Origin of the sequence: Rhizobium sp. WSM4643 (assembly GCF_025152745.1) — a bacterium.
Classification (GTDB): Bacteria; Pseudomonadota; Alphaproteobacteria; order Rhizobiales; family Rhizobiaceae; genus Rhizobium; species Rhizobium leguminosarum_I.
Genome location: NZ_CP104042.1, coordinates 136,789 through 148,048, shown reverse-complemented (window position 1 = coordinate 148,048; position 11,260 = coordinate 136,789). Strand labels below are relative to the sequence as shown.

Annotated in this window: 8 protein-coding genes; 3 read left to right on the top strand and 5 right to left on the bottom strand. The window is 63.1% G+C overall.

Annotated features, from left to right (window positions below; genetic code table 11):
• Nucleotides 1–32: 32 nt before the first annotated feature.
• From N1937_RS27575 to N1937_RS27560, 4 genes are all read right to left on the bottom strand, one after another.
• Nucleotides 33–1,643 (bottom strand): ABC transporter substrate-binding protein, encoded by a 1,611-nt coding sequence (locus N1937_RS27575; protein ID WP_260060162.1) that lies wholly within the window; start codon nucleotides 1,641–1,643, stop codon nucleotides 33–35.
• Nucleotides 1,644–1,765: 122 nt separating this feature from the next.
• Nucleotides 1,766–3,163, bottom strand: coding sequence for an LLM class flavin-dependent oxidoreductase (locus tag N1937_RS27570; protein ID WP_260060161.1), 1,398 nt, complete (start codon nucleotides 3,161–3,163; stop codon nucleotides 1,766–1,768).
• Nucleotides 3,164–3,180: 17 nt separating this feature from the next.
• Complete coding sequence (locus N1937_RS27565; protein WP_260060160.1) at nucleotides 3,181–4,242, bottom strand: ABC transporter permease; 1,062 nt, start codon at nucleotides 4,240–4,242, stop codon at nucleotides 3,181–3,183.
• A complete protein-coding gene (locus tag N1937_RS27560) occupies nucleotides 4,239–5,723 on the bottom strand; it encodes a sugar ABC transporter ATP-binding protein (protein WP_260060159.1) in 1,485 nt (494 codons plus the stop codon). Before N1937_RS27560 ends, N1937_RS27565 begins: the two co-directional genes overlap by 4 nt.
• 235 nt (nucleotides 5,724–5,958) lie before the next feature.
• On the opposite strand from N1937_RS27560, the gene N1937_RS27555 reads away from it, so the two are divergent.
• Nucleotides 5,959–7,005, top strand: a complete 1,047-nt coding sequence (locus N1937_RS27555; protein WP_170260248.1) for a substrate-binding domain-containing protein — start codon at nucleotides 5,959–5,961, stop codon at nucleotides 7,003–7,005.
• A gap of 78 nt (nucleotides 7,006–7,083) precedes the next feature.
• The gene (locus tag N1937_RS27550) at nucleotides 7,084–8,292 is read left to right on the top strand and encodes an acyl-CoA dehydrogenase family protein (RefSeq protein ID WP_260060156.1); all 1,209 of its coding nucleotides are present in this window, start codon (nucleotides 7,084–7,086) and stop codon (nucleotides 8,290–8,292) included.
• 79 nt (nucleotides 8,293–8,371) lie between these two features.
• Here the strand turns inward: N1937_RS27550 and N1937_RS27545 are convergent, their stop codons facing one another.
• Entirely contained in the window at nucleotides 8,372–9,589 is a 1,218-nt protein-coding gene (locus N1937_RS27545; protein WP_260060154.1) for an SfnB family sulfur acquisition oxidoreductase, read from the bottom strand.
• A gap of 322 nt (nucleotides 9,590–9,911) precedes the next feature.
• Here N1937_RS27545 and N1937_RS27540 point away from each other — a divergent pair, with 322 nt between their 5' ends.
• The gene (locus tag N1937_RS27540; protein WP_260060153.1) at nucleotides 9,912–11,246 is read left to right on the top strand and encodes an LLM class flavin-dependent oxidoreductase; all 1,335 of its coding nucleotides are present in this window, start codon (nucleotides 9,912–9,914) and stop codon (nucleotides 11,244–11,246) included.
• The last annotated feature ends 14 nt before the right edge of the window (nucleotides 11,247–11,260 follow it).

The window sequence follows — 11,260 nt, the reverse complement described above, 5'->3', positions numbered from 1 at the left end:
GGGCCTCTGAAAGAGAATTGCTGCCGATTCTATCACGATTGCAGCGCGGTATCGCCCCAGTTCGAGACGGCCCAGCGCGGGTTGTTCGAGACGTTGAGCACGGTGTCGCGCGCAACGGTGATGAAGCCCCATTCCGCAACGTTGATCAGCGGGAGGTCGGCGACGACCAACTGCTGGAACTTGCGGTAGAGATCGGTGCGCGCCGCCGTGTCGATGGTTTCGGATGCCTGCTGGATGATCTTGTCGAGTTCCGGATTGACGTAGCCGCCCTGATTGGAGAAGGGCACGCCGGCTGGCGTACCGGACTGGACGAGAATGGTGGTGGAGATCGCCGGATCGCCGCGGAAGACCGGCGGGCCGACGGCAAGATCGAAGTCGTGATCGGTATAAACAGCTTTCTGGTGCGCGGCCGCATCGGCATTGACAATCTCGGCATTGATGCCGATCACCGCCAGCGCCTGGCGAAGGTAATCGCCGAACTGGCGGGTTTCGTTGAAATAGGGCGCGGGGCGAAGCTTCAGCGTGAATCGGTTGCCGTCTGCCCCTTGCTTGTAGCCTGCCTTGTCGAGGATGTTGTTGGCGGCGGCAGGGTTGAAATCATAGGCCGCGACATCCGGCGTGTAGAACTGCGGCGCATTCTTCGGCACGGGACCGGTGGAGGCGGCGGCGTAGCCGAGGAAGATCGTGTCGACCACGAATTTCTTGTCGATTGCCTGCGCAATCGCCTGGCGCACCCTGAGATCGGCAAGCTCCTTGCGGCGATGATTGATCTCGACGACGAGCTGGTAGGTCAGGGCCTCGTAGCCCTTCGAGATCACCTTGATGCCGGCGACCTTCGAGATACGGTCGAGATCGGCCAGCGGCACAGCCGAGAAGGCGGCAAGCTGGATTTCTTCCGCTTCGAGCGCCGAGCCCGCTGCTTCGCGATCGGGCAGCACGCGGAAGACGATCTCATCGAGTTTCGGCTGCTCCTTGTCCCAGTAATTCTCATTGCGCGTCAGCCGGTAATATTCGCCGGGTTTGTGTTCGGCGAACTTGAAGGGGCCGGTGCCGATCGGCGTGTTGTTGGCCGGGTTGGTGGCGATATCGGTCCCGTCGAAAATGTGCTTGGCGACGACGCTGGTGACGACAGGCAGCGCGTTGCGGATCAGCTGGAACGGCGTCGGCCTGGAGAAGCGGAAGATCGCGGTGTAATCGTCAGGCGTGTCGACGGCTTCGAGATTGGCGAAGACCAGGCGGCCGAGATTCTGCAGCGGTTTCCAGATGTTCAGCGCGGAAAAGGCGACATCGACCGAGGTGAACGGCTTGCCGTCGTGCCAGGTGACGCCATCGCGCAGCTTGAAGATGACGGAAAGGCCGTCGGCCGAACCCTCCCAGGAGGTGGCGAGGCGCGGCGAAAGCCCGTCCTTGCCGTCGAACGATGCTTCGGCCAGCGGCTCGATCACTTTGCTTGCGACGAAGAAGACGCCGTTCGAGGCAACGATTGCGGGATTGAGGTTCTTCGGCTCGGAATCGGCGGCAACGATCAGCCGGCCGCCGCCGGGCGCGGCCTGCCCAAGTGCCTGTCGGGCGAGCGCCGTCGAGGCCAGCAGCAGGGCGGTGCCCTTCATCAGCGTGCGCCGCGAGATAGATGATATGGTCATGACCCCTCCTGATCGGTGAAATTCGGGTGCTCATATTCAGGACGAAATGCAAATCGTCATAGAGGTTAGATTCGAATGGTTGGACTGGGCGAGATATTTTTTGTCACCCAGCCATTATTGGCTCAGCCGTTGGCCGCGACACGTGCTGGCTCGCCGAAGAAATTGCGATAGGCGGCACCGGGATGCGGCGCGACGAGCCGCGGCCCCGCCCGCCCAAGTTTTTCCCGCAGCGTTCCCTTGGCGTAGTCGGTCTTGTAGACGCCGCGCTTCTGCAGTTCCGGCACCAGCAGATCGACGGCATCCTCGAAACTCTCGGGCGTCACGGCATAGGCAAGATTGAAGCCGTCGACATCGGTGTCCTCGATCCATTCCTGCATCAAATCGGCGACGGTTTGCGGCGAGCCGACGAAAACAGGGCCGAAACCGCCGATGCCGACCCAGTCGGCCATTTCGCGCACCGTCCACTCCTTGGTGGGATCGATGGTGGTGAAGGTCTCGATGGCCGATTGCACCGCATTGGTATGGCGGTGCCGCAGCACCTCGTCCGGCCCGAACTGGCCGAAATCGATGCCGGTCCAGCCGGAGATCAGCGTCAGCGCACCCTCGAAGGAGGCATATTTGCGGTATTCGTTGAACTTCCGCTGCGCCTCCGCATCGGTCTCGCCGAGAACCACCGTTTGCAGGTTGAAGGCGAGGATTTCGCGCGGGTTGCGGCCGACGCGTTCGGCCGCCTCGCGGACATTGGCGACGTAACGCTTCAGCACCGCCTTCGATGGAGAGGCGACGAAGATGCATTCGGCATGGGCGCCGGCGAAATCCTTGCCGCGGTTGGAGGCGCCGGCCTGGTAGAGCACCGGCGTGCGCTGCGGCGAGGGTTCGCTCAAGTGAATGCCGGGCACGTTGAAATGCTTGCCGGAATGGCGGATCGGGTGGACTTTGTCGGGATGGGTGAAGATACCGCTTTCCCGGTCACGGACGACGGCGCCGTCTTCCCAGCTTCCCTCCCAGAGCTTGTAGCAGACCTCGAGATATTCCTCGGCGAGGTCGTAGCGATCGTCATGCTTCGTCTGTGCCGGCTGGCCGATATTGAGCGCGCCGCTGTTGAGATAGGAGGTGACTATATTCCAGCCGACGCGACCCTTGGTCAGGTGGTCGAGTGTCGAGATGCGGCGGGCGAAGGTATAGGGATGCTCGAAGGAGAGCGACGCCGTCAGGCCGAAACCGAGGTGCTCGGTCTCGTAGGCCATGGTTGGAATGAGCTGCAGGGGATCGTTGACCGGCACCTGCGCCGAATGGCGAAGTGCGGCATCGACATTGCCGTTCAGCACATCGTAGACGCCGAGCACGTCGGCGATAAACAGCCCGTCGAACCTGCCGCGCTCCAGCGTCTTTGCCAGATGCACCCAGTAGTCGAGATCCTTGTAGGTTGAGGACTTGTCGCGCGGATGGCGCCAGAGCCCTGGCGACTGGTGTCCGACGCAATTCATGTCGAAGGCGTTCAGCCTGATTTCGCGGGTCATGTCTTTCTTCCTTGGAATTAGGGATTGCTGCGGCCGAGGCCGTAGGTCAGCGCTAAGGCGCCGACGAGCACGGCGCCCTTGACGAAATCCTGAGTGTAGTAGGGAGCGTTCAGCATGGTGAGGCCGTTCAGCAGCACGCCGACGAAGACGGCGCCGGCAATGGTGCCAAGCACGTTTGGACGCCGCAGGTTGAAGACGGCAAAGCCGATCAACGCGGCGGCGACCGAATCCATCAGCAGCGAGCCGCCGGAGGAAATATCACCGCGCCCGACGCGGGCAGCGATGACAATGCCGCCGAGCGATGCCAGTGTGCCCGACAGAACATAAGCGAGCGTCTTCAGCCGCACCGTCGAGGCGCCGGCAAGCCGGGTCGCTACCTCGTTGCCGCCGGTCGCAAACAGCAGCCGGCCGATGCGGGTGCGTTCTGTGAGAATGAAGAGTGCGATGGCGACCACCGCCATCAGCACCACGGAAACGGGCAGGGTGCCGAGGATGCTGTAGCGGCCGATCAACAAAAAGGCGGGGTCGTAAGCGCCGGTCGCCTTCGAGCCGTCGGGCAGGGTGAGACCTGATGAAATCGACCGGCCGGCGGTCGGGATCAGCTGCAGGCCGGAAAGCAGAAACATCATCGCCAGTGTCGCCAAGAGATCCGGCACCTTCAGGCGCACGATGAGAACGGCGTTGACGAGGCCGACCAGGGCGCCGAAGGCGAGCACCAGTGGCACCGTCGCATAGGCATCAAGGCCCCAGACGATCATCGCGTAACTCGCCGCCATCACGCTCGATGCGGCGACCGCGCCGATCGACAGGTCGAAACCGCCGACGGCAAGCGTGACGGTAACGCCGGCGCCGAGAATGGCGACGACGGACACCGCCTGCAGGATGCTCATCAGATTGGCGATATTGATGAAGGCGGGCTCGGCGACGGTGAAGCCGACGATGAGCAGTGCCAGCAGGATGAACACCGCGCCCGCCCGGAGAAATGCCCCGAGAGCCGCAAGACGACCGCTATCGGCTTGCGGCGATGCCTTCGACCGGGTGTTTGCCTGTGGAAGAGTGTCGTCATCGATCGTCGTCATGCGGATATTCCCTGGATGGCGGAAGGAGCGGCAATTCCGCCTGCAGCGGGCATCAACACGTGGCGGTCGATGACCAGGATGCGATCTGCCACCTCATAGGCCTCCTCCGGGTCGGAGGTCGCAATCAGCGTCGCCCGGTCGCTGCGGGCGCGGATTGCCCGGATGATGTCATGACGGGCGCCGACGTCGACACCCTGGAAAGGTTCGTCGAGCAGCAGCAGCCGGCTCGGTTCCGCCTCCCAGCGGGCGATCACCGCCTTCTGCTGGTTGCCGCCGGAGAGCGACCAGATCGAGGCGAGCGGACCCGCGGCCTTGATGCCGAGACGAGTGATCGCCTGTTCGGCCTCGCGTCGTTCACGGCCGCCGATAAGGAAACCGCGCGGATACCATTTGCCAAGATGCGGCAGGCTGATCGTCGCCGACAGTGAATTGCCCGGCCATGCCGGCGGCATTAGCGAGGAACGGTGACGGTCTTCGGCGGCCATGGCGACACCCGCCGCAATTGCCTCAGCCGGGCTTTTCGGCCGATAAAGCCGGCCATCGAGGAACATCTGGCCGCCGGCAAGCGCCGTCACGCCGAAGATCGCCTGGAGCAACCGGCTTTTGCCGGCGCCGAGCACACCGGTCACCGCCACCACCTCGCCCTCGTGCAGTGACAGATCGAAGGAGGCGGCCTTAGTGAGCAGCCTGGCATCTCGCATCTCGAAGATCGCCGGGCCGGTCGCGGAACGCGCATCCGGCCGCGCCGCATCCAGTCTGCGGCCGATCATCGTTTCGATGGCGCTCGAAAAATCGATCGGCCGCGCGAAGGTGCCGACGACGCGGCCGCCGCGCATGACGAGCGCGCGGTCGGCAATCGCTTCGAGATCGCCGGTGCGGTGCGAGATATAGAGGATCGCCAGGCCTTTCTGGCGAAGCCCAAGCAGAATATCGAAGAGGCGGCGGCTTTCCTCTCCGGAAAGGCTTGCCGTCGGCTCGTCGAGGATGAGCAGGTCGGCGCGGTTGGCAAGCGCGCGGGCGATCGCCACCAGTTGCCGGTCGGCGCTGGCGAGAGTGCCGAAATCGCGGTCGAGCGGCAGCGTGAAGCCAGCGACATCGAGCATTGCCTGCGCGGCGCGGCGGATGCCGGCGTGCGAGACGAAGAAGGGTGTGCTGCGATCGGCGTACCGGTTGAGCAGCAGGGTATCGGCAACGGTCAGACCGGCCGCGCCGACGAGATCCGTCGACTGATGCACCGTGACGACACCGGCCCTTGCCGCTTCGGCCGGGCTATGGGGCGCAAAGGGGCGGCCATCGAGGCTGACCGTGCCGCCATCAGCCGGAAGCACGCCGGAGAGGATCTTGACCAGCGTCGATTTGCCCGCACCGTTTGCGCCCATCAGCGCCATGATCTCGCCGCGTTCCATAGAAAAATCAGCGCCGGCAAGCGCCCGCGTCGACCCGAAACTGCGGGTAACATTTTCAACGTGAAGAAGCGGCATCGACAAAGGTCCGGGACTGCAATCGAAGCCGGAGTGTGCCCTGTCCGGGCGGTCGAACTCCAGGCACGCCTTTCCCCGGCGAACTGCCCTCGGGAAACAAAGAATCTCCCATGGCCCATAAAATCGGATCATTTACTCTACTAAAAACATAGAGATTATATCTAATAATCCGATGCGTCGCGAGGGCTGCCGAACCTGTCAGACGACGCTCCCGATTGCTAAAAGGAACGCGACAATGAAATCCCTCGCACGGCTCGCACTGTCTGCCGCCGTCATTCCGTTCATTTTCATTCAAGGCGCAAAAGCCGATGGTCTGTCCGGCGCTCCTGCCCCTTTCGACAAGGGCGGCGTCAAGGTCGCGCTGATCAGCTACATCTCGGCCGGCGATTTCTTCCAGGCCTACCAGGCAGGGGCTGAAGCCCAGGCCAAGGCGCTGGATATCGACCTGCGCATCTTCCCCGGCCGGCAGGATGCCGCCGAGCAGCGCGAGCAGATCCTGCAGGCGATCAATCTCGACGTCTCCGGCATCGTCATCGACCACGGCCTGTCGGAATCGCTCGGCGACGTCGTGCAGCAGGCGCTCGACAAGGGCATCAAGGTCGTGGCCTTCGACGTCAACCTCAACAACCCCAAGATTCCGCAGGTGGAGCAGAGCGATCACGAACTCGCGTCACTGGCGCTCGAGCAGGTGGTGAAGGACAACGGCAACAGCTTCAGCGCCGGCTACGTCTACGTCGCGGGCTTTGCGCCACTCGACCGCCGCAACGAAGTCTGGGACAAGTTCAAGTCGGACAATAAAGGCGTGGTCGAAAAGGCCCGTTTCGGCAATGTCAGCGACACGACGGCCACTTCGACCGCCGATCAGGCGAAGGCCGTGCTCACCGCCAATCCCGATATATCGGTCGTCTTCGCCCCCTATGACGAGTTCGCCCGCGGCGTGAAGCTCGCCGCCAACGATCTCGGCTTAGCAAGCAAGCTCAAGATCTATTCGGCCGACGTCTCGACGGCCGATATCCAGGAAATTACCGAGGAAGGCAGCCCTTGGGTCGCGACCGTCGCGACCAATCCTGCTGTCGTCGGCGCCGTCTCTATTCGCGCCGCAGCACTCGAAATCGCCGGACAGACGGTTCCCCACCAAATCACCGTGAAGCCGACGCTTCTGACGCAGGAAAGCCTGCGTGCGGCCGGCGTCAAGACGATCGAGGAACTGGCCGAAAAGATCCCGGCCTTCAGCACCAGCGATGCGGCGACCGCCAGCTGGATCCCGGACAAGCTGTTCTGAGACCTTGCACTTCGATCCTTGCGGTGGAAGCGTGCGGCTCCCGCCGGATCATCTTTTTGGAGAATTGGAGTTCCGCCCATGAGCCAATCCAATGTCATCTTCGCGGCCAGCCGAAACCCGACACGCGAAGACCTCTTTGCCCGTGCCGAGGAGATCTCTGCCGACCTGTCGCGGCACGCGGCAGACCTCGACCGCGAAGGCCGTCCGCCGCTCGCTGAGATCGTCAAATTGAAGAATGCCGGGCTGCTCAATGCGCTGCATCCCACGCAAATCGGCGGCGGTGGCCTCGATTGGGTCGACGGGCTGAAGCTGGTGCGCATTCTCGCCCGTGGCGAGAGCTCGATCGGCCAGCTGCTCGGCTACCACTATGTCAACAGCCAGTACATCTATTGGGCGCTTGATCCGGCGCGGGCCCATGCGCTGGGCAGCGATACGGTCGCGAGGAACCTCTATTGGGGGGCCGCCGTCAATCCGCGCGATCCCGGGCTGGTGCTCACCCGTCGCGGCAATGGCTATGTGCTGAACGGACGCAAGTCCTTTTCCACGGCAGCTCGGGTCTCCGACTATATCAATGCCAATGCGACACTCGACGACAAGATCGCCGGCTTCGCCGTGCCGACCAATCGTCAAGGTTACGTCGCCAATGACGACTGGGACAATATCGGCCAGCGCCTGTCGGACAGCGGCAGCGTCGAATTTCATGATTTCCCCGTTTACGAGGAGGATTTCGTCGGCGCGCCGGCTGCACCCGACGCAGCACCTCCGGTGCTGTCGACCTTCAATACGCCGTTCATCCAGCTGGTCTTCGTCAACTTTTATCTCGGCACGGCGGAAGGCGCGCTGCAGGCTGCCGTCGACTATGTCCGCAACACGACCCGGCCATGGATCACCTCGGGTGTCGAGCGGGCGGCCGATGATCCTTATATCCTCGAACGCGTCGGCGAATTCACCGCCGCGCTGAAGGCCTCGGCGGCCCTTGCCGACAATGCGGCAGCCGCCGTGCAGGCGGGCCTTGCCCGCGGCCGAGATGTGACGGCGCGCGAGCGCGGCGAGGCGGCGGCGGAAGCCTATGCCGCCAAGGTCCACGCCACCCATGTCTCGCTCGACATCACCTCGCGCGTCTTCGAGCTGACGGGCGCGCGCTCGACGGCCGACAAATACCGTTTCGACCGTTTCTGGCGCAATGTCCGCACCCATACGCTGCACGATCCGGTCTTCTACAAGGCGAAGGAAGTCGGTGAATTCGTGCTGAACGACAAGATACCGGAGGTCAGCCTCTATAGCTGAGGCGGCCATCTTTCATCGAAAGAAAAAACACCACTGCCGGCCCCGGCGGTGGGGTTTTCGGTTGGAAGACTGGGAGATTTCAGAGCGCGCCGTTCTTCGGCGGCGTTACGCCGTTTAAATGGTAGTTGCCGACGACGTGATATTTCCAGCGCACGGGATCATGCAGCGTATGGGTGCGGGCATTGCGCCAGTGGCGGTCGAGGTTGAGGCTCGCCTGCACCGACGAAGTTCCGGCAAGCTCGAAGAGCGTATTCGCGGCCTCGATCGCCACTTCGGTCGTCAGCACCTTGGCGGCGGCAACCGCCAGCGTCGCTGCGATCACCTTTTCCTCCGTCGTCTCGACCTGCGCAGCATCGACCTTGTGCCCGGCGCGCTCCACGAGAGCCGTTGCGGCTTCCAGGCGAATGGCGATCTGGCCGACTTTGGCGATCGTCAGCGGATCGTCTGAGGCACGCTCAAGGCCGCTATCCATCCAGGGGCGCGATTTCGTCCTGACGAATTCCAGCGTTTCGGCAAAGGCCGCCCGTGCGATACCGAGATCGACGCCGGCATGGATAATCTGACCAACGGAGCCGATCGTCGTCGGCCGCTCGAAGCCCTTGTGATGGAAGACCACGGAATCGGCGCTGACATAGACATTGTCGAGGATGGTCGTGCCGCTGCCGGTGGTGCGCTGGCCAAAACCGTCCCAGTCGTCGACGATCTCGACACCTTCGGTGCCCTTCGGGACGAAGGCCATGGTCAACCGGTCCTCCGGATCGAGCGCGAAGATGGTGATCCAGTCGGCGAAGAGGACGCCGGTCGAATAGAATTTGCGGCCGTTGATCCGGTAACCCGGACCGTCACGGGTGATGCGCGTGTTGTAGTGGCCGACGGTCTTGGTGCCGCGCTCGGAAAGCGCATTGCCGAAACGGTCGCCGGCCAGCACCCGGCCGAAGAAATAACGCTGCTGATCCTCGCCGCCGTCGGTTCTGAGCGCTTCGAGAATATAGAAATGGTTCTGCGGGATCTGGCCGATCGAGCCGTCCGCCTCCGAAAGGATCGCCGTGATCTCGGCAAGCACGGCGTTGGAGATGTCGAGGCCGCCATATTGCGCGGGCACGGTGATTGCCAGAAGGCCGGACTGGGCGATGAGATCGAGTTCGCTAAACGGCAGGATCCGCTCTGCGTCACGCTCGGCGGCGCGCGCGGCAAATTGCACCGCCAGTCTGCGGGCAGTGGCGATCGCCTCCTCGTCGCTGCCGATACGGTCGGCCACGGGCCGGATCTGGTCTGCTTGCCTCAGCACGGTGTTCATCGATGTCTCCATTTCTGACGGCCCTATCGGTGAAAGAAATCGAGCGTCGAGATAAGAGTACAAATTCTATAGATGTGATAGAAAATAAAAAGTGTTTGCTTATGGGCTTGTGGCTGCCGCGATTAGTGTCTCAGACGGGCGGTTCTGCGAAAACGCGGCCGGAGAAGCACCGAAATCGCTACCGGAAATTAGCGGAGCCGGCCTCGATTTGAGTTCGTCGAGTTCCTACGTAACCGATATCCGATGCGTCGCTGCAGCGGCTTCAGACAGAACGCCCAATGCGGGGCAGGGCGGCCGCCTTGCCTGATCCATGAGGAAAGTCATGACCCCACGGCAGTTGCGCCTCGGCGCCTTCATGCGTCCCGTCAGCCTGCATACCGGCGCGTGGCGCTATCCCGGCTCCTATCCCGACGCCAATTTCAATTTCGCCCATCTGAAGTCCTTTGCGCAGGCGCTGGAACGGGCGAAATTCGACGCCTTCTTCATGGCCGATCACCTTGCCGTGCTCAATATGCCGGTCGAGGCGCTCAGGCGCAGCCACACGGTCACCTCCTTCGAGCCCCTCACGCTGCTCTCGGCGCTGGCAGCGGTAACGGAGCGCATTGGCCTCGTCGCCACCGCCTCCACCACCTTCGACGAACCCTATCACATCGCCCGTCGTTTCGCCTCGCTCGACCATATCAGCGGCGGCCGCGCCGGCTGGAACATCGTCACGACGTCCAACCCCGACGCCGCGCTTAATTTCGGCCTTGACGAACATGTGGAGCATGGCGAGCGGTATCATCGCGCCCGGGAATTCTACGACGTGGTAACCGGGCTCTGGGACAGTTTCGCCGACGATGCCTTCATCCGCGACCGTGAGAGCGGCCTGTTCTTCGATCCGGAAAAGATGCATGTGCTCGGCCACAAGGGCGAGGAATTGAGCGTCCGCGGGCCGCTCAATATCGCCCGGCCGCCACAGGGCTGGCCAGTCATCGTCCAGGCCGGGCAGTCGGACGCCGGCCGCCAGCTTGCCGCGGAGACCGCCGAGATGGTCTTCTGTTCGCCGCGCGATCTTGCCGCTGGCAGGGCGCTTTATGCCGATATCAAGGGCCGCATGGAAGCCATCGGCCGCAACCGCGAGCATCTGAAGATCCTGCCTGCCGCCTTCATTATCGTCGGCGACAGCATCGAGGAGGCCCGCGCCAAACGCGCCACCCTCGACAGTCTGGTGCATTACGACAGCGCCATCGCTTCGCTTTCGATCGCGCTCGGCCATGACGCTTCGGGCTTCGATCCCGACGCACCGCTGCCGGCCGATATTCCCGACACCAATGCCAGCAAGACCGGTCGGGCACAGGTGCTGAAGCTTGCCGCCGAAGAAAATCTGACGGTGCGCCAGCTGGCGCAACGCTACGGCGGCTATGCCGGCCTTGCCTTCGTCGGCACGCCGGCCAGCATCGCCGACGAGATGGAGCGCTGGCTTGACGAGGAGGGTTCGGACGGTTTCAACGTCGTCTTCCCCTATCTGCCGCAGGGTCTCCTCGATGTCACCGGACGGCTGGTACCGGAACTGCAGCGCCGCGGCCTGTTCCGCGGCGAATACGAGGGCACGACGCTGCGCGAACATCTCGGATTGCCGCGACCGGAGAACCGGTTCTTTGCATCAGGTACATGAGGGGGCTCGCTTCC

Coding starts and splice junctions, on each gene's coding strand:
- N1937_RS27575 (WP_260060162.1), bottom strand. CDS start 1,643: ATGACCATATCATCTATCTCGCGGCGCACGCTGATGAAGGGCACCGCC.
- N1937_RS27570 (WP_260060161.1), bottom strand. CDS start 3,163: ATGACCCGCGAAATCAGGCTGAACGCCTTCGACATGAATTGCGTCGGA.
- N1937_RS27565 (WP_260060160.1), bottom strand. CDS start 4,242: ATGACGACGATCGATGACGACACTCTTCCACAGGCAAACACCCGGTCG.
- N1937_RS27560 (WP_260060159.1), bottom strand. CDS start 5,723: ATGCCGCTTCTTCACGTTGAAAATGTTACCCGCAGTTTCGGGTCGACG.
- N1937_RS27555 (WP_170260248.1), top strand. CDS start 5,959: ATGAAATCCCTCGCACGGCTCGCACTGTCTGCCGCCGTCATTCCGTTC.
- N1937_RS27550 (WP_260060156.1), top strand. CDS start 7,084: ATGAGCCAATCCAATGTCATCTTCGCGGCCAGCCGAAACCCGACACGC.
- N1937_RS27545 (WP_260060154.1), bottom strand. CDS start 9,589: ATGAACACCGTGCTGAGGCAAGCAGACCAGATCCGGCCCGTGGCCGAC.
- N1937_RS27540 (WP_260060153.1), top strand. CDS start 9,912: ATGACCCCACGGCAGTTGCGCCTCGGCGCCTTCATGCGTCCCGTCAGC.